Here is a 16,790-nt window from a genome sequence, read left to right on the forward strand (position 1 = left end):
GGTCTTTGATTATATGGGGACGAGGCTCGCCTTAAACCAGCTTGCCGGCGAAGGCGTCCTTCAGGAAGCGCCCGCCAAGCTCGAGACCGTCCGGCCCGATGGAGTGGGGTATGCCGCCGGAGATGTGAAACTCCGCCCCGTGGCCTGCCGCCGCCAAACCCTGCGCCGCCATCAGCGTCATGCCCACGGGCAGCACCTCGTCCTGATCGCCATGAATAAGCAGGATGGGCGGTTTGCAGGTCATTTCCTGCGCCAAGCGTTCCGGCCCGGCCAGCGCGCCCGAATAGCCCAGGATCGCAGCGGGGGCGGTGTCGCGGCGCAGGCCCGCGTGCAGGGCCATCATCGTGCCCTGGCTGAACCCGATGATCGCCAGATCCGATGGCTGCAGCGCCCATCGGTTCAGTTCCGATTTCAGGAATTGCTCGGCGCTGGCATGGGCGCTGCGCACGCCCGATTCCATCGCCACCGGGTCCAGGCGGCTGATGGGAAACCACTGATATCCGCCGGGATAGCCCGGCACGGGTTCGGGGGCGTTGGGGCTCGCCCAGGCCACGTCCGGGAAGTCGGGTGCCCAGGCTTGCGCCAGGCCCGCCAGGTCAGCGCCATTGGAGCCATAGCCGTGAAACAGCACGACCAGCTTCTTCGCCTTGCCGCCGCGGGGCGGAATGCGCGGTCCGTCAATCAGGATCATGGAAAGCAGCAGGCCTCTGTCAGCAGAAACAATCAACTGGGATCATAGCGCGCCCGCGGGCGGTGCGAACCCCGCGGCTGCGCGCGGGCTTGCCGGTCCGCGACAGCCGCGGACGCTTGCGGTAGCATCTTGGCATGACCGGTTTTATCACCCGTTTCGCGCCGTCGCCCACGGGGCGATTGCATCTGGGCCACGCGTTTTCGGCGCTGACGGCGTTTGACGCGGCGCGGGCGGCAGGGGGCGTGTGCCTTCTGCGCATCGAGGACATCGACCTGACGCGTTGCACGCCGGACTTCGAGGCAGGTGTTTACGAGGATCTGGCCTGGCTGGGGCTGGACTGGCCCCGGCCTGTGCGCCGACAGAGCGATCATTTGCCTGAATACAGCCGCGCGCTGGGGCGGTTGGCGCGCGATGGTCTCGTCTATCGCTGCTTCAAGACCCGCAAGCAGATCGCCGAGGAGATTGGCCGCGCCCCCCATCACCCCGGCGAAGGGCCGGAGGGGCTGATCTATCCCGGGCCGGACACGCCCTTGAGCGAGGCGGAGGAAGTTGACCGCCTGGCGCGCGGCGAGGCCTATGCCTGGCGGCTGTCGCTGAAGGCCTGCCGCGAGGCTCTGGGCGCGCGCTATGACGCGCTGACCTTCATCGAGGAGGGCGAGGGGCCCGAGGGCGAGCATGGCGCGATCGCCGCGCGTCCGGACCTGTTGGGCGATGCCATCCTGGCGCGCAAGGATGTGGGCGCGAGCTATCACATGGCCTGCGTCCATGATGACGCGCTGCAAGGCGTCACCCATGTGATCCGCGGGCACGACTTGTTCTTCGCCACCCATCTGCACCGGCTGTTGCAGGCCTTGCTGGATCTGCCCGTGCCGGTCTGGCACCACCACCGCCTGCTGACCGACAACACCGGGCGCCGCTACGCCAAGCGCGACCGGTCCCTGACACTGGAGGCTTTGCGCCAGGCGGGGGTCACGCCGGAGGATATCCGCGCGCGGGTGGGGCCGGGCTGATCGCCAAGCAGCCCGCGCGCCTTGCCCTGACGGGCGGGTCAGCGTCTATTGGGGGTGGTGAGATCACGTGTATGGACGACCCCCCATGGCCCTGTGGCGCGACGATAATCAGGAGCTGGTGCTGTGGGGCGAGGGCGTGCGTCTGCGCCCGCCTCATGCCGATGATTACGAGGCGTGGGCCAAGTTGCGCTATGCCAGCCGCCCCCATACCGAACGCTGGGAGCCGGCCTGGGCCGAGGATGAGTTGACGCGCTCGGCCTACAAGCGCCGCCTGCGCCGATATCAGACAGATCTCGACAACGGGACGGGCTATCCGTTCTTTGTGTTCCGCCATGACGATGACGTGCTGGTGGGTGCGTGCAATCTCAACAATGTCCGGCGCGGCGTGCTCCAGGCCGCGGATCTGGGATACTGGATCGGCACGCCCTATGTGCGCCGCGGTCATGCCCGGGCGGCGGTGCGCCGCGTCGTCGGCTACGCCTTTGCCACCTTGCGCCTGCACCGTGTCGAAGCGGCAACGCGGCTGGAGAATCACGCCTCGCGCGCCCTCTTGGAATCACTCGGCTTCACCCATGAAGGCCGGGCCCGCGAGTTTCTGAAAATCCATGGGGCCTGGCGCGATCATGACCGGTTCGCGATTTTGGCAAGTGATCCGATCCGATGAGCGAGGCAGCGTTCAGGTCAGCGGCTCTCGCTGCCGGCGCGCTGGCGCTGGAATGGGACGCGGTTACGCAAACGCTCACCCTGTCAGGCGACGCGAGCGCCATGGGCCTGGCCGGCGTGGCCGGGGCCGGTTGCCTGGCGGCGCTGGGCGAGCGCCTGGCACCGGGTGACCGGGCTGCGCTTGGAGCGCTCGGCGCGGCCCGCGAGCTGGACGTGCGCCTGCGCCTGGTGGGTGAGGACCGGCGCCTGCGGCTGGTGCGCCTGATCGGAAAAAGCGAAGCGGGGGTCTGGCGCGGCCTGATCCTGCCAGCCGGTGTGACGCCGGAGGACGGGCTTGAGCGCCTCGACCTGGAGGCCGATTTGTGCGCGGCGCTGGACACCGGCGCGATCACTGCCCATCACCAACCCATTGTATCTCTGGCCGGCCGGCACCTGGCCGGGTTCGAGGCGCTGGCGCGCTGGGTGCGCCCTGATGCCAGCGTCATGCGCGCCGATGATTTTGTGCCGCTGGCGCTGGAGCTTGGCCTCGCCGGTCAGATCGGGACGGCTGTGCGCGCAGCGGCGGCGGCCGATGCCGCCGCCTGGCGCGCGCTGGTACCGGACGCCAACGCTTTGTTCGTCGCCGCCAACGCTACGGCGGGCGAGATTTGCGATGCCGGTTTTGCCGATGCGCTGATCGCGACCGTGGAGGCGGCGGGCCTGCCTGCCCGCGCCTTCAAGCTGGAGATTACCGAAACGGAAATCATGCGCGATCCCGATGCCGCCGAACGGGCCATGCAGGCGCTTAAATCGGCCGGGTTCTCGCTCGCGCTGGATGATTTCGGGACCGGATATTCCTCGCTGGCCCGGCTCGACCGCTTTCCCTTCGACACGGTCAAGGTCGACCGCTACTTCGTGCGCGCAGCAGGCGCGGATGCGTCGGCGCGCGCCATCATCTCATCGGTGGTGCGCATCGCCCACAGCTATGGCATGGGCGTCGTGGCCGAGGGCGTGGAAACCGAAGCGGACGCGGTTTTGTGCGCCGAGCTAGGCTGTGATCTGGCCCAGGGCTTCCGCTTTGCGCGCGCCCTGTCCGGCGACGCGGCGGGGGAAGCGGTGGTGAGCGGCGTGGCGGGGCGGTTCCTCGCGCCCGTTGCCTGACCGGTCAGGTTTCAGCGGCGTCCACCGGACCGTTCAGAGTTTTGATTGCGGCGCGCGCCAGGGCGTCGGCGCGCTCGTTCTCGGGATGGCCGGCATGGCCCTTGACCCATTCCCAGACGATCTCGTGGCGGGCCGTGGCTGCATCGAGCCGCTTCCAGAGGTCCTCGTTCTTCACCGGCTTCTTCGCTGAGGTCTTCCAGCCATTGGACTTCCAGGCGTTCATCCAGCGCATCACACCGTCGCGCACATAGGTGGAATCGGTCACCAGCCGCACCCGGCAGGGGCGCTTTAGCGTTTCCAGCGCCACGATCGCGGCCATCAGCTCCATGCGGTTATTGGTGGTGTCTGCCTCCCCGCCGGACAGCTCACGCTCCCTGCCGGCATACTCCAGCAGCGCACCCCAGCCGCCGGGGCCCGGATTGCCTGAACAGGCGCCGTCGGTGTGGATGACGACGGTCTGGCTCAAGCCACTTCCCGGGGTAGTTTGAACACCACATCCTCGCGCGCCACGGTCACTTCGCGAATGGTGATTGCGTAGCGCCCGGCCACCGCCGCGATCAAATCCTCAACCAGGTCCTCGGGCGCGCTGGCACCTGCGGAGACGCCCAGCGTGGTGACTCCGTCCAGCCACGCCCAGTCAATCTCGTCAGCGCTGGGGACCAGATGCGCGGCGCGGGCCCCGGCTTTGAGCGCCACTTCGACGAGGCGCACCGAGTTGGATGAGTTGGCCGCGCCCACCACCAGCACCAGGTCTGCATCCGCGCCGATCGCCTTGACCGCCGCCTGGCGGTTGGTGGTGGCGTAGCAGATGTCTTCCTTGTGCGGCGCAGCCATGGCGGGAAAGCGCGCCTGCAGGGCGCTGACAATCTCGGCGGTGTCATCCACCGACAGCGTGGTCTGGGTCACGAAGGCAAGATTGCCCGGATCGCGCGGGGTGAAGGCTTGTGCATCCGCTACGGTCTCGATCAGGTGAATGGCGCCATCGGGCAGCTGGCCCAGCGTCCCGACCACTTCGGGGTGGCCGGCATGGCCGATCAGCAGAATTTCCTTGCCTGCCTTGTGATGGCGCTCCGCCTCGACATGGACTTTGGAGACCAGCGGGCAGGTCGCGTCGACATAGAGCAGATTGCGCCGGGCAGCCTCGTGGGGCACGCGCTTGGGCACGCCATGGGCGGAAAACACGACGGGGCGGTCATCGGGGCAGTCGTCAAGCTCCTTGACGAACACCGCGCCCATGGTCTTGAGCCGGTTGACCACATGCTTGTTGTGCACGATCTCATGGCGCACATAAACCGGCGCGCCATAGCGCTCCAGCGCCTTCTCGACGATCTGGATCGCCCGGTCCACGCCGGCGCAGAAGCCGCGCGGGGCGGCGAGCAGAACGGTCAGGGCAGGTTTGGCGGTCATCGCAGTCCTCTGTCAGCCGGCGCGGGCGGGCGTTGCCCTTCGCGCGCGCGCGTCGTAGAGACGTCTACCAGACCCGGCCCGCCCCGCAAGGGTGCGCCGGACGAAGTCATCGGCGGCGCCGCCCGGCGCCGCGCTCTCAGGTCCGGGACTTTTCGTCATGCGTTTCGCCGTCATCAGCCTCGCCGCCGCCGCCCTGACCCTCTCCGGCTGCCAGGGAGTGCGGAACTCGCTGAGCGGACCGCAACCCAATCCGGGACCCTGCCCGAACGCCCTGTCGCTCTATGACGCCCACCGGATCGTCAATTTCGCCGGCCCGGACATCGTCTACGGCAATGTGGGCTTTACCGGTGAGATTCTCAATGTGGTCAGCAGCTGCACCTATGATGACCGGGCGGCGACCCCGATCGACATGGAGATGGGCATGCGCCTGGGCTTTGGCCGCGGCCCGGCAGCGATCGGCGACAGCGAGACCTACGAGCTGTTCATCACCGTGGTGCGCCTGGACCCTCAGCGTAATTTTATGGCTGTGATCCACCGGGAAAGCTTTCAGGTCACGGCAAATTTTCCGGCGGGCGTTGACCGGGTCGAGATCGTCGAGGAGTTCTCGTCGATCCGCATTCCGCGGGTGGAGCGGGACACTTCGGGCGTCAATTTCGAGGTGCTGGTCGGCTTCGAACTGACCGACGAGCAGCTGGAGTTCAACCGGTCTGGCATGCGGTTCCGTGTCAATGCCGGTCAGGACGGCTAGAGCGCGCCCATGACGTCCCTTGTTGAAGACCTGACCGGCGCGGTCTCGGCCGCGTTCGAGTTGGCGGGCCTGCCGCCCGAGTTGGGCGGTGTGATCGAAAGCGACCGCCCCGATCTTGCGCCGTATCAGTGCAATGGCGCGCTGGCGGCCGCCAAAGCGGCCAAGGCCAATCCGCGCGCACTGGCAGCTTCCATCGCCGAGCACCTCAAGGCTTTGCGGCCTGACCTGAGCGTTGAAATCGCCGGGCCGGGCTTCCTCAATCTGATCCCGCCTGCATCGCTTTACGCCAATCGGGCGCAAGCGCTGTCCGCTGATCCCCGCACCGGCGCGCGCCTGGCACCCGATCCGCTGCGGGTCGTCATCGACTTTGGCGGCCCCAACGTCGCCAAGCCCATGCATGTGGGCCATCTGCGCTCCAGCGTGATCGGCGACAGCCTGCAGCGCCTCATGCGCTTTCTTGGACACAGTGTGACCAGCGATATCCATCTGGGCGATTGGGGCCTGCAGATGGGCCAGCTGATCACCGAGCTGGAAGACGAGCAGCCAGATCTTCCTTACTTTGACGCCGGATTTTCAGGACCTTATCCGGAGGCCGCGCCGGTCACCATTGATGATCTGGCCCGGCTCTATCCGCAGGCCAGCGCCAAGGGCAAGGTCGACCCGGCGCGCCAGGAGCGCTCGCGTCACGCGACGGCAGAGCTGCAGGCCGGCCGGCCGGGCTACCGCGCGCTGTTGCGCCATTTCATCTCGGTGTCGATTGCGGCACTGAAAGTGGATTTCAATGATCTCGGCGTGCATTTCGACCTTTGGAAGGGCGAGAGCGACGTCAATGACCGGATTGCCGGTATGGTCGCCGATCTTCGAAAGCGCGCGATTGCTGAAGAGAGCGATGGCGCACTGGTGATCCGGGTGGCGCGTGAGGATGACAAGAAGGATCTGGCGCCCCTCATTCTGGTCAGCTCGCAAGGCTCGGCGCTCTACGCCACCACCGATCTGGCCACCATTCTGGAGCGCCGCCGCGAGCTGGATCCCGACCTGATGCTTTACGTGGTCGACCTGGGCCAGTCGGACCATTTCGAACAGGTGTTCCGCGCCGCTGTTCTGGCGGGCCTGGCTGAAGACGGCGGGCTGGAGCATGTGAAGTTCGGGACGGTCAATGGCCCGGACGGCAAGCGCCTGCGTACCCGCGATGGCGGCACGTTCCGCCTGGCTGACCTGATCGGTCAGGCCCGCGAGCGCGCCCGCGCCCGTCTGACCGAGGCGGGGCTGGGAACCGAACTGCCGGCCGAGGCTTTCGAGGATGTGGCGCGCAAGGTCGCCAATGCGGCGATCAAATTCTCCGACCTGCAGAACGTGCGCACCACCAATTACGTCTTTGATCTGGACCGGTTCGTCAGCTTTGAGGGCAAGACCGGTCCGTACTTGCTGTATCAGGCCGTGCGCATTGGCTCGCTCTTGCGCAAGGCCGCAGGCGAGGGTCTGAAAGATGGCCCGGTGCAGATCAGCCATGACGCCGAGGCCGCGCTGGTGCGCCGGCTGGACGGATTCGATGCGGCGGTGCAACGGGCCGAAAGCGGGCGTGCGCCGCACATATTGTGCGAGCACGCCTTCAACCTCGCCCAGGCGTTTTCCGCCTTCTACACCCAGTGCCCGATCCTGCCGGAGAAGGACGAAGCGGTTCGCGCCGCCCGCCTGACCCTGGCGCGTACCACACTGACCCAGTTGCGCACCGTGCTGGACCTGATCGGCCTGGATGTGCCGGAGCGGATGTAGGCGCGCCTTCCCGATTGACTCGACTCTGCGTCTGGCTAGTTTGGCGCGTCGGTTGCGAGCGCCGGGAGGCGGACGGGATCGGGTATGCATGAAGGCCCCCTGCGGGAGAGACCGGCCAAAGACGCCGGCGCCGAAGGCGCAACCGCCCCGGAAACGCTCAGGCGACAGGACCGCAGGATGATGGCCGACGCTGGAAAGCGGGCGCGGGTGCATGGCATCCGCCGCCCCACCGAAGGAGCAATGCGCCGCAGGCCCGGGGTCTGTGGACGCAGGAATCTCTCAGGTCTCGGGACAGCGGGGGCGCATACGGTACCGGCTCACGCCGGATCGTAGCCGCCAACCCGCGCTTGAGGATTCCGACGAGATGGCCGACGACGCAAGCCTTCACAAGACCCCGCTTTACGACCTCCATGTTGAGCTCGGCGCGCGCATGGTGCCGTTCGCGGGCTATGCCATGCCGGTTCAGTATGACGGCGTCATGGCCGAACACAACCATACCCGCGCCGCCGCGGGGCTGTTTGACGTGTCCCATATGGGTCAGGCGCGCGTGTCGGGTGACGAAGCCGCCTTCGAGGCGCTGATCACCGCCGATCTCGGCGCGCTGGGCGTGGGCGAGCAGAAATACACCCTCCTGCTCAATGACCAGGGCGGGATCATGGACGATCTGATGATCTCGCGGCCGGACGACGGCGATCTGTTCATGGTGGTCAACGCTGCGTGCAAGGACAGCGACTTCGCCCACATGCGTTCGCGCTTCGGCTCGCGCGCCGGGCTTCACGAACTGAACGACCGCGCATTGCTGGCTCTGCAGGGGCCGCAGGCGGGCGCGGTGATGGCCGATCTGTGCCCGGATGCGGCCAAGCTGGTGTTCATGCAGGCGAGTGCGGTCACGCTGGACGGTATGGACTTGCTGGTGTCGCGCTCGGGTTATACCGGCGAGGACGGGTTCGAGATTTCGGTGGCCGCCCATCAGGCCGACGCGCTGGCACGCCGTCTCCTGAGCGATGAGCGGGTCAAGCCCATTGGCCTGGGCGCGCGTGATTCGCTGCGGCTGGAGGCCGGCCTGTGCCTCTATGGCCATGACATGGACGAGACGATCACGCCGGTGGAGGCGAGCCTAGTCTGGGCGCTCGCCAAGTCGCGCCGCGAGCGGGGTGATTTCCCCGGCTCCGCGCGCATCCTGGCCCAGCTGGAGGCTGGCGCAGAGAAGAAGCGTGTCGGCATTCTGCCCGGCGACCGCGCCCCGGCCCGCGAGGGTACGCAGATTGTCGTGGGCGGTGAAACCGTTGGGGTGATCACCTCGGGCGGGTTCGGCCCGACCGTGGGCGGGCCTGTCGCCATGGGCTATGTCCGCACGGATCTGGCCAAACCCGGCCAGCCCGTCGAGCTGATGGTGCGCGGCAAATCGCGCCCGGCCGAAATCGCCAAAACCCCATTTGCGCCGCACCGCTTCTATCGCGGCTGATCTGATTGTCTGGAGGAGACGCACCATGACCACCCGTTACACCAAGGACCATGAATGGATACGCATCGATGGCGATTTCGCTGTTGTGGGGATCACCGCCTACGCCGCCGAGCAGCTGGGCGATGTGGTGTTCGTCGAGCTGCCCGAAATCGGCAAAACCCTGTCCCAGGGCGATGAAATGGCCGTGGTCGAGAGCGTCAAGGCGGCCTCGGAGGTTTACGCCCCGGCCTCGGGCGAAGTGGTCGCGGTCAATGACGCGCTGGAAGGCACGCCGGCCATGGTCAACGAGGCACCGGACGGGGAGGGCTGGTTCGTCAAGCTCAAGCTGTCCGACCCTGCCCAGCTTGAGGCCATGATGGATGACGCTGCCTACAAGGCGCACACGAGTTAGAAGGGCTGATCGCGCGATGAGCTGGCCGCCGCACGCCTTTGCTGTCACCGACCGGGCCGAAGCGGCGTCTGTGATCGCGGCCTGGCCCTTCGCTACGATCGTGGTGAATGGCCCGGACGGCCTGGTGGCGGCGCGCACGCCAGTGGCGCTGGAGCACGCCGCAGATGGCGGGCTGGAGGCGCTGGTGGGCCATGTATCGCGGGCCAACCCGATCTGGTGCGCTATAGGCGAGGGCGCTCCGGCGATGGCATTGTTTTCCGGGCCGCACGCCTATGTCAGTGCCTCGGCCTACCCGTCCAAGGCGGTGCATCGACGCGCGGTGCCAACCTGGAATTACGTTGCCGCCGAAGCCCATGGCGATGCGGTTGTGTTCGAGGACGAGGCGCAGCTGCACGCGCTGGTCGAGGCGCTGACGCAGCGCTTTGAATCGGGCCGCGCGCAGCCCTGGTCTGTCGCCGACGCGCCGGCGGACTATGTGTCGGCGCTCATGAAAGGAATTGTGGGCCTGCGCCTGACAGTGCGCGAGGTCCATGCGACGAAAAAGCTCAGCCAGAACAAGGCGGGCGCAGACTTTGACGGGGTGAAGGCGTTTCTGAACGCCGAACCTGAACCGGGCGCCCGCCAGACGGCGGCGCTGATGAGCGAACTGGAGCGAGGCTGATGCGCTATCTGCCGCTGACACCTGAAGACCGCAAAGACATGCTGGAGACGATCGGGGCACCCAGCGTGGACGCGCTGTTCGCCGACGTGCCCGAAGCGGCGCGGCTGAAAGGCCCCGTGGACCTGCCGCGCAGGGCCACCGAGCTGGAAGTGGAGCGCGCCTTCACCGCAATGGCGGGACGAAACCTGAGCGCCTCCACCGCGCCGTTCTTCGTGGGCGCGGGCGCTTACAAGCACCATGTGCCCGCGACGGTGGATCATCTGATCCAGCGCTCGGAGTTTCTGACCAGCTACACGCCCTACCAGCCTGAAATCAGCCAGGGCACGCTGCAGACGCTGTTCGAATTCCAGACCCAGGTGGCGCTGCTGACCGGGACCGATGTGGCCAATGCGTCCATGTATGACGGGTCCACAGCCTGCGCCGAGGCGGTGCTGATGGCCTGCCGCATCACCAAGCGCCAGCGCGCCGTGCTCAGCGGCAATCTGCATCCCCATTATGCAGAAGCCACGCGCACGCTGGCCAAATACATGGATATCGAGATCGAGGCGGCGGCACCGGTGCCCGGCGGGCTCGACGCGGTCAGCGACGCGCTGACCGACGATGTCGCCTGCGTGGTGGTGCAGAACCCGGACGTGTTCGGCCAGGTTCATGACCTGCGGCCGCTGGCCGAAGCCGCCCATGCCAAAGGTGCGCTGCTGATTGCCGTGTTCACAGAAGTGGTGTCGCTGGGCCTGATCGAAAGCCCCGGGGCCATGGGTGCCGACATCGTGGTGGGCGAGGGCCAGTCGCTGGGCGTGGGCCTGCAGTTTGGCGGGCCGTATGTGGGCCTGTTCGCCTGCCGCGACGACCGCAATTTCATCCGCAACCTGCCCGGCCGCCTGGCCGGTGAGACGGTGGATGCCGACGGGCGGCGCGGCTTTGTGCTGACCCTGTCAACGCGCGAGCAGCACATCCGGCGCGACAAGGCGACGTCGAATATCTGCACCAACTCCGGGCTGATGGCGCTGGCCTTTACCATCCACATGACGTTGCTGGGCGAGACGGGCCTGCGCACGCTGGCCCGTCTGAACCATGAGCGCGCGTGCGAGATGGCTGACCGGCTCGCCGCCCTGCCGGGCGTGGAGGTGCTCAACAGCGCCTTCTTCAACGAGATCACTGTCCGCCTGCCCAAACCCGCCGCGGGCGTCGTGGAGGCGCTGGCCGCCAAGGGGATACTGGCAGGCGTGCCCGCCAGCCGGTTGTTCCCCAAAGGCGGACTGGACGATCTTCTGATGCTGGCCGCGACCGAAACCACTACCCAAGCCGACCTCGACGCGCTCGAGGCGGGCCTGAAAGAGGTGCTGTAATGAGCATGAACGCACAAGGCCGCCCCTCCCGTCCGCTCCACGCCCATGATGCGGGTGCGTATCAGGACACGTTCTCCGGCTCGCGCGGGTTGGACCAGGCCGAGCCGCTGATCTTTGAGCGCGGGCGTGTGGACGTGACGGGTGTGGATCTGCCCGACCCGACCGGCGCGCCATCGCGCATTGGCGGACTGGAGCGCAAGGCCGAGATTGGCCTGCCGGGTCTGGCCGAGCCTGAAACCATGCGCCATTACGTGCGGCTGAGCCGGAAGAATTACGCCATCGATCTGGGGCTTTATCCGCTGGGTTCGTGCACCATGAAGCACAATCCGCGCCTGAATGAGAAAATGGCGCGCCTGCCGGGCTTTGGCGATATCCACCCGCTGCAGCCCCAGTCCACAGTTCAGGGCGCGCTGGAGCTGATCGGTGAGCTGGCACACTGGCTGATGGTCCTGACCAACACGCCGTGCGTGGCGATGAGCCCGAAGGCCGGTGCCCATGGCGAGTTGTGCGGCATGATGGCGATCCGTGCGGCGCTGGACGCGCGCGGCGAAACCGGACGCCGGCGTGTGCTGGTGCCCGAAAGCGCCCATGGCACCAACCCGGCCACCGCCGTGCAGTGCGGCTTCTTCTGCGACGAGATTCCCGCCGACACTACGGGCCGCGTGGACATGGAGGCGTTCAAGGCCAAGCTGGGGCCTGACGTGGCCGCCATCATGCTGACCAATCCCAACACGTGCGGATTGTTCGAGCGCGATATCAAGGAAATCGCCGACCTGATCCATGAGGCGGGCGGGTATTTCTATTGCGACGGCGCGAACTTCAACGCCATCGTGGGCCGCGTGCGGCCGGGCGATCTGGGCATCGATGCGATGCACATCAATCTGCACAAGACCTTCTCGACTCCCCATGGCGGCGGCGGTCCGGGCTCGGGTCCCACCGTGTTTTCGCAGGCGCTCGCGCCCTTCGTGCCCGTGCCTTTCGTGGTGCGTGAGGGCGAAACCTGGCACCTGGTGGAGCACGAGCACGAAGCCGAGGGTCAGCCCTTCGGCCGCATGGTCGCCTTCCACGGCCAGATGGGCATGTTCACGCGGGCGCTGAGCTACATGATGAGCCACGGCTCGGACGGCCTCAGACAGGCCGCCGAGGATGCGGTATTGAACGCCAACTACGTGCTGGCGCGCCTGCGCCATGTGATGACGGCGGCGTTCGACGGTACCTGCATGCACGAAGCCCTGTTCGATGACCGCTTCCTGAAAGGCACGGGCGTGTCCACCCTGGATTTCGCCAAGGCGATGATCGACGAGGGCTATCACCCGATGACCATGTACTTCCCGCTGGTGGTCCACGGTGCCATGCTGATCGAGCCGACCGAAACCGAAAGCAAGGCCTCGCTGGACCGGTTTTGCGATACGCTGGAAGGACTTGCCCTGGCCGCCAAGGCCGGCGAGGCCGAGCGCTTCACCGCTGCGCCGCGCCATGCGCCGGCCAAGCGCCTGGACGAGACACGCGCTGCGCGCAGCCCGGTCCTGCGCTGGAGTCCGCCGGCGCAAACGCCGCAGGCGGCCGAGTAACGGGCGCGGCGCCAGAGACACGGCGCCACAAATTCGCCCCGCGATCCGTTCACTGACTGCACAAACCGGCCCGGCCCCCTTGGTCAGGCCGGGTTTGGCGCTCTAGATTGATGTCCCTCCCGTCAGTGACCGGCCGGGACGCGGGAGCTGGAATGTGGTGGCGATGAACGATCATCTCAACGGCTGGGGGAAAAACGGGGTTGTGCAGATCGTCCAGGCGGTGCTGCGCGCTATTGGCGTGGCCTTGGGCCTGTTCATGTTGGCCATTGCCATACCGTTGTTTTTCCTGCCTATTCCGCTCGGGCTGCCGCTCGCGATCCTGGCGCTGATCCTGTTGGCAGCCACCTCCAAGACCGCCCACCGCGCGATCACGGGCTGGTTGCGCCGCCATCCGAAAGTCTGGGAGAAGGTCAAGCATTTGTTTGACCGAGGCGAAAAGGACTGAATTTCGCCGGTCAGAAATTTAATTTAAGATCCAAGGGGTTCGCCCATGACAATCATCCTGCACCATCTCGGTCAGTCGCGTTCCGAGCGCATTGTCTGGCTGCTGGAGGAGCTGGGGACCCCCTATGAGCTGGTCCGCCACAGCCGTGACCCGCAGACCCGTCTGGCACCCGCGGCGCTGGGGGATATCCATCCGCTGGGCAAGGCCCCGGTTCTGGTGTTCGACGATGGGCGCACGCTCGCCGAAACAGGTGCTATTGCGCAGTATTTACTGGAGAAATTCGATCTGGCGAACCGGCTTCATCCGGTTCCGGGCAGCGCGGCCTGGCCGGTATTTCTCGAATGGATGCACGCCAGCGAGGGCGCGGTCTTCCTGCCCTTCCTGATGAACGCGTATCTGCGCCCCAGCGGGCTGATGGAGAGCCCGCTGGGGCAGTTCATGGCGGCCGAGCGGGCCAAGGTGCTGCGCCATGTGGAGGCTCACCTCAAACGCCATAGCTGGTTTGCTGGCGAGGCGTTCAGCGCGGCGGACTGCCTGATGGGATTCCAGCTGGAAGCAGCAGAAAAAGCCGGTGTGATTTCAGAAGGTTCGTCCGTTCACGACTGGCTGACCCGCGCCCGCGCCCGGCCCGCCCACCAGGCGATGCGTCAGGTGACGGCGCAGGACTGATTGACGGCTCCGCCTATCCCCACCCCACACCCTCACTTGTCCCCTTCCCGTGGGGTCGTCTGGCACCTCTTTTCGGGTCGAAAACCGGCCTCTGAATGTCCAGAACCGGCCCTGAGGGGTTCAAAACGGCCATTTTCGGGTTCAAGCGCACCGGACGCCCTCACCTCACCCCATCGCTTCGCTGGCGAGCGCCGCGCTGGCGTCTTCCAGGATGGCGTCGCCGGCCTCGCCGAACACCGCCTCGCGCCCGACCTCGAGCATGACGGGGACGGCCAGCGGCGAGATTTTGGCGAGCGCCATGTGATCGACCCGGCCCGCGACTTTGGCGAGCCGGTCGGCGAGGCGGCGGATGTCCAGAAGGCCGGACGCGGCGTCCTGCCAGGCCGCTTCGAGCAGGATGTGGCCCGGCTCATGCTCGCGCAGGACCTTGTAAATGAGGTCGGCGGAAAACGTGACCTGACGGCCGGTTTTCTCCTGACCGGGCAGGCGGCGCTCGATCAGGCCGGCGATCAGGGCGCAGTTGCGGAAGGTGCGCTGCATCAGCGCGCTTTCAGCCAGCCAGGCGTCGAGATCGTCGCCCAGCATGTCTTCGCTGAACAGGGCCGCCATATCGCAATCGGCCATGTCGGACAGGCCCCAGACCGCCAGCGCATATTCATTGGCGACAAAGCCCAGAGGCCGCTTGCGTGCCCGCTCCAGCCGGCGGGTCAGCAGCATGCCCAGGGTCTGGTGAGCCAGGCGGCCCTCGAACGGATAGCAGACCAGATAGAATTTGCCGCCGCGCGGGAAGGTCTCCACCAGCAGCCGGTCAGGCTCGGGCAGGCGCGAGCGCTCTTTCTGCAGGGCCAGCCACTCGCGCACCTGGGCGGGCAGGCCGTCCCAGGCGTCGGGCGTGTGGACCAGCTCGCGCACCCGCTCGGCCAGGAAGGTGGTGTAGGGAAATTTGCCGCCCTGCCAGCTGGGGATTTTCGGGTCGGTGCCGCTGGCGCGGCTGACCAGGCATTCGGTTCCGCTGACCCCTTCAAAGCGCAGCATCTGGCCGGCGAACAGGAAGGTGTCGCCGGGGGTGAGCTGGTCGGCAAACCATTCCTCCACCTGACCCAGGCGCGGGCCGCCGCCGCGCAGGGCAGGCGTGCGGGCGATTCCAGAAGCGGCGGGCAGGGGTGCCCCGGCGGCGTAGGACGGCGGGGCGGTGAGGCGCGCGGGCGCGGCGCGCTGGCTGAGGCTGGCGGTCTGCGGTGGAGGCGCTGGCGTGGTGGCACCCTTGCGCCCGGCGGCCAGGCGCACGTCCAGCATCGGGCTTTCGATGATCACGCCGATATTGAGCCGGTGGCGCTGGGCGGTGTCGCGATTGCGGGCGCGCCAGAGCCCGTCGCGCCCCTTCACGATGCGCCGGAACCGGTCATAGGAGCCCAGCGCATAGCCGCCCGTGGCCACGAACGCCAGCACCCGGTCAAACACATCGCGCTGAAGGCCCGCATAGGGCGCGGCCCGGCGCACCTCGTCATACAGCGCATCAGCCTCGAACGGATCACCGCAGGCGCGGCCCATGACATGCTGGGCCAGCACGTCCAGCGCGCCGTCGCGCAAGGGTTCCCCGTCCAGCGCGCCGGCGTTCACCGCGTCGCGCGCGCAGGCGCATTCGAGGTGCTCGAACCGGTTGGTGGGGACCAGCACGGCACGCGAGGGCGCATCGAGCCGGTGATTGGCCCGGCCCAGGCGCTGCATCAGGCGCGCGGCACCCTTGGGCGCGCCCATCTGGATGACCAGGTCCACATCGCCCCAGTCAATGCCGAGATCGAGGGTGGAGGTGCACACCACCGCGCGCAGTTTTCCCGCCGCCATGGCCGCCTCCACCTTGCGGCGCTGCTCCACCGACAGCGACCCGTGGTGCAGGGCGATGGGCAGGGCGTCCTCATTCACGCCCCACAGCATCTGGAACACGAACTCGGCCTGGGAGCGGGTGTTGACGAAGACCAGCGTCAGGCGCGCGTCGCGGATGCGGGCATAGACATCGTCAATGGCGTGGCGGCCCGAATGGCCCGCCCAGGGGATGCGCGCCGCGTCGGGGGTCATGATCTCGACCACCGGCGCGGCACCCGGCGCGCCCCGGATGATGCGGGCCTGACGGCTTTCGCTTGGGCTTTGACGCGCCAGCCAGCTTGCATGGCCCGCCTCATCCATCACGGTGGCCGACAGCCCCACCCGGCGCGCGTGCGGCGCGTAGGTGGACAGCGCCGCCAGACCCAGCGCCAGCAGATCGCCGCGCTTGCCCGGTGCCAGCGCATGCACCTCGTCAATGATCACGGCCCTGAGGTCGGCAAAGAACGCCGCACCGTTTTCCTGTGCACAGAACAGGGCGAGCTGTTCGGGCGTGGTCAGCAGCATGTCGGGCGGGGAGGCGCGCTGGCGGGTGCGGCGCGATGGCGGCGTATCGCCGGTGCGCGTCTCGATGCGCAGGTTCAAACCCATCTCCGCCACCGGATTGGTGAGATTGCGCGCCACATCATAGGACAGCGCCTTGAGCGGCGAGACATAAAGCGTGTGCAGGCGGTGCGGCCGGTCCGCGCCCGCGCCCTCGGTCAGGTCGGCCAGCTCGGTGAGGCTGCCCAGAAACCCGCCCAGCGTCTTGCCCGCGCCGGTGGGCGCGATCAGCAGCGCATCCTCGCCCGCCTGCGCCGCCGCCAGCATGTCCAGCTGATGGGCCCGCGGCGCCCAGCCACGCGCGTCGAACCAGGCTTCAAAACGGGCGGGCAGGGCGCTCATGGGACATGAGATAGCGCAAGGGGCGGGGAAAGGGGATGGGGGAG

Annotated in this window: 16 protein-coding genes and 1 riboswitch; of the genes, 12 read left to right on the forward strand and 4 right to left on the reverse strand. The window is 67.3% G+C overall.

The window, feature by feature from the left end:
• Positions 1-31 precede the first annotated feature (31 nt).
• Positions 32-691: a dienelactone hydrolase family protein gene (locus tag L2D00_00480; protein ID WBQ13178.1), complete on the reverse strand. Its 660-nt coding sequence runs from the start codon at positions 689-691 to the stop codon at positions 32-34.
• A gap of 134 nt (positions 692-825) precedes the next feature.
• Between L2D00_00480 and gluQRS the strand changes: the two genes are divergently transcribed.
• The 3 genes from gluQRS (at position 826) to L2D00_00495 (ending at position 3,504) form a co-directional block, all read left to right on the forward strand.
• On the forward strand, positions 826-1,701 hold the full coding sequence (gene gluQRS, locus L2D00_00485) for a tRNA glutamyl-Q(34) synthetase GluQRS (protein ID WBQ13179.1): 876 nt from the start codon (positions 826-828) through the stop codon (positions 1,699-1,701).
• A gap of 85 nt (positions 1,702-1,786) precedes the next feature.
• Positions 1,787-2,365 (forward strand): GNAT family N-acetyltransferase, encoded by a 579-nt coding sequence (locus L2D00_00490; GenBank protein WBQ13180.1) that lies wholly within the window; start codon positions 1,787-1,789, stop codon positions 2,363-2,365.
• The gene (locus L2D00_00495) at positions 2,362-3,504 is read left to right on the forward strand and encodes an EAL domain-containing protein (GenBank protein ID WBQ13181.1); all 1,143 of its coding nucleotides are present in this window, start codon (positions 2,362-2,364) and stop codon (positions 3,502-3,504) included. Before L2D00_00490 ends, L2D00_00495 begins: the two co-directional genes overlap by 4 nt.
• Positions 3,505-3,508: 4 nt before the next feature.
• On the opposite strand, the gene rnhA is transcribed toward L2D00_00495, so the two are convergent.
• Together rnhA and ispH are read right to left on the reverse strand one after the other, a co-directional pair.
• On the reverse strand, positions 3,509-3,970 hold the full coding sequence (gene rnhA, locus L2D00_00500; protein WBQ13182.1) for a ribonuclease HI: 462 nt from the start codon (positions 3,968-3,970) through the stop codon (positions 3,509-3,511).
• Positions 3,967-4,911, reverse strand: coding sequence for a 4-hydroxy-3-methylbut-2-enyl diphosphate reductase (gene ispH / locus L2D00_00505; GenBank protein ID WBQ13183.1), 945 nt, complete (start codon positions 4,909-4,911; stop codon positions 3,967-3,969). Before ispH ends, rnhA begins: the two co-directional genes overlap by 4 nt.
• Before the next feature lie 157 nt (positions 4,912-5,068).
• Here ispH and L2D00_00510 point away from each other — a divergent pair, with 157 nt between their 5' ends.
• The 9 genes from L2D00_00510 to L2D00_00550 all read left to right on the forward strand — a co-directional run bounded on the left by L2D00_00510 (position 5,069) and on the right by L2D00_00550 (position 13,980).
• Entirely contained in the window at positions 5,069-5,659 is a 591-nt protein-coding gene (locus L2D00_00510) for a hypothetical protein (protein ID WBQ13184.1), read from the forward strand.
• 9 nt (positions 5,660-5,668) lie between these two features.
• Positions 5,669-7,432, forward strand: coding sequence for an arginine--tRNA ligase (gene argS, locus L2D00_00515; protein WBQ13185.1), 1,764 nt, complete (start codon positions 5,669-5,671; stop codon positions 7,430-7,432).
• Between the two features lie 92 nt (positions 7,433-7,524).
• A riboswitch (glycine riboswitch) is annotated at positions 7,525-7,615 on the forward strand.
• A gap of 181 nt (positions 7,616-7,796) precedes the next feature.
• Complete coding sequence (gene gcvT / locus L2D00_00520; GenBank protein WBQ13186.1) at positions 7,797-8,897, forward strand: glycine cleavage system aminomethyltransferase GcvT; 1,101 nt, start codon at positions 7,797-7,799, stop codon at positions 8,895-8,897.
• Between the two features lie 25 nt (positions 8,898-8,922).
• Entirely contained in the window at positions 8,923-9,288 is a 366-nt protein-coding gene (gene gcvH / locus L2D00_00525) for a glycine cleavage system protein GcvH (protein ID WBQ13187.1), read from the forward strand.
• A 16-nt stretch (positions 9,289-9,304) separates the two neighbouring features.
• The gene (locus L2D00_00530) at positions 9,305-9,949 is read left to right on the forward strand and encodes an FMN-binding negative transcriptional regulator (GenBank protein WBQ13188.1); all 645 of its coding nucleotides are present in this window, start codon (positions 9,305-9,307) and stop codon (positions 9,947-9,949) included.
• Entirely contained in the window at positions 9,949-11,295 is a 1,347-nt protein-coding gene (gcvPA, locus tag L2D00_00535) for an aminomethyl-transferring glycine dehydrogenase subunit GcvPA (protein ID WBQ13189.1), read from the forward strand. Before L2D00_00530 ends, gcvPA begins: the two co-directional genes overlap by 1 nt.
• Positions 11,295-12,866, forward strand: coding sequence for an aminomethyl-transferring glycine dehydrogenase subunit GcvPB (gene gcvPB / locus L2D00_00540; protein WBQ13190.1), 1,572 nt, complete (start codon positions 11,295-11,297; stop codon positions 12,864-12,866). Before gcvPA ends, gcvPB begins: the two co-directional genes overlap by 1 nt.
• Before the next feature lie 163 nt (positions 12,867-13,029).
• Positions 13,030-13,311: a hypothetical protein gene (locus L2D00_00545; GenBank protein WBQ13191.1), complete on the forward strand. Its 282-nt coding sequence runs from the start codon at positions 13,030-13,032 to the stop codon at positions 13,309-13,311.
• Positions 13,312-13,356: 45 nt separating this feature from the next.
• Positions 13,357-13,980 (forward strand): glutathione S-transferase, encoded by a 624-nt coding sequence (locus L2D00_00550; GenBank protein WBQ13192.1) that lies wholly within the window; start codon positions 13,357-13,359, stop codon positions 13,978-13,980.
• Positions 13,981-14,145: 165 nt separating this feature from the next.
• On the opposite strand, the gene L2D00_00555 is transcribed toward L2D00_00550, so the two are convergent.
• The gene (locus L2D00_00555; protein WBQ13193.1) at positions 14,146-16,746 is read right to left on the reverse strand and encodes a ligase-associated DNA damage response DEXH box helicase; all 2,601 of its coding nucleotides are present in this window, start codon (positions 16,744-16,746) and stop codon (positions 14,146-14,148) included.
• Between the last annotated feature and the right edge of the window lie 44 nt (positions 16,747-16,790).

This window comes from Hyphomonadaceae bacterium BL14 (genome assembly GCA_027627705.1).
Classification (GTDB): Bacteria; Pseudomonadota; Alphaproteobacteria; order Caulobacterales; family Maricaulaceae; genus Oceanicaulis.

Excerpts from the sequence above, each read along its gene's own strand:
- L2D00_00480 (WBQ13178.1), bottom strand. The coding sequence starts at position 691 with ATGATCCTGATTGACGGACCGCGCATTCCGCCCCGCGGCGGCAAGGCG.
- gluQRS (WBQ13179.1), top strand. The coding sequence starts at position 826 with ATGACCGGTTTTATCACCCGTTTCGCGCCGTCGCCCACGGGGCGATTG.
- L2D00_00490 (WBQ13180.1), top strand. The coding sequence starts at position 1,787 with ATGGCCCTGTGGCGCGACGATAATCAGGAGCTGGTGCTGTGGGGCGAG.
- L2D00_00495 (WBQ13181.1), top strand. The coding sequence starts at position 2,362 with ATGAGCGAGGCAGCGTTCAGGTCAGCGGCTCTCGCTGCCGGCGCGCTG.
- ispH (WBQ13183.1), bottom strand. The coding sequence starts at position 4,911 with ATGACCGCCAAACCTGCCCTGACCGTTCTGCTCGCCGCCCCGCGCGGC.
- L2D00_00510 (WBQ13184.1), top strand. The coding sequence starts at position 5,069 with ATGCGTTTCGCCGTCATCAGCCTCGCCGCCGCCGCCCTGACCCTCTCC.
- argS (WBQ13185.1), top strand. The coding sequence starts at position 5,669 with ATGACGTCCCTTGTTGAAGACCTGACCGGCGCGGTCTCGGCCGCGTTC.
- gcvT (WBQ13186.1), top strand. The coding sequence starts at position 7,797 with ATGGCCGACGACGCAAGCCTTCACAAGACCCCGCTTTACGACCTCCAT.
- gcvH (WBQ13187.1), top strand. The coding sequence starts at position 8,923 with ATGACCACCCGTTACACCAAGGACCATGAATGGATACGCATCGATGGC.
- L2D00_00530 (WBQ13188.1), top strand. The coding sequence starts at position 9,305 with ATGAGCTGGCCGCCGCACGCCTTTGCTGTCACCGACCGGGCCGAAGCG.
- gcvPA (WBQ13189.1), top strand. The coding sequence starts at position 9,949 with ATGCGCTATCTGCCGCTGACACCTGAAGACCGCAAAGACATGCTGGAG.
- gcvPB (WBQ13190.1), top strand. The coding sequence starts at position 11,295 with ATGAGCATGAACGCACAAGGCCGCCCCTCCCGTCCGCTCCACGCCCAT.
- L2D00_00545 (WBQ13191.1), top strand. The coding sequence starts at position 13,030 with ATGAACGATCATCTCAACGGCTGGGGGAAAAACGGGGTTGTGCAGATC.
- L2D00_00550 (WBQ13192.1), top strand. The coding sequence starts at position 13,357 with ATGACAATCATCCTGCACCATCTCGGTCAGTCGCGTTCCGAGCGCATT.
- L2D00_00555 (WBQ13193.1), bottom strand. The coding sequence starts at position 16,746 with ATGAGCGCCCTGCCCGCCCGTTTTGAAGCCTGGTTCGACGCGCGTGGC.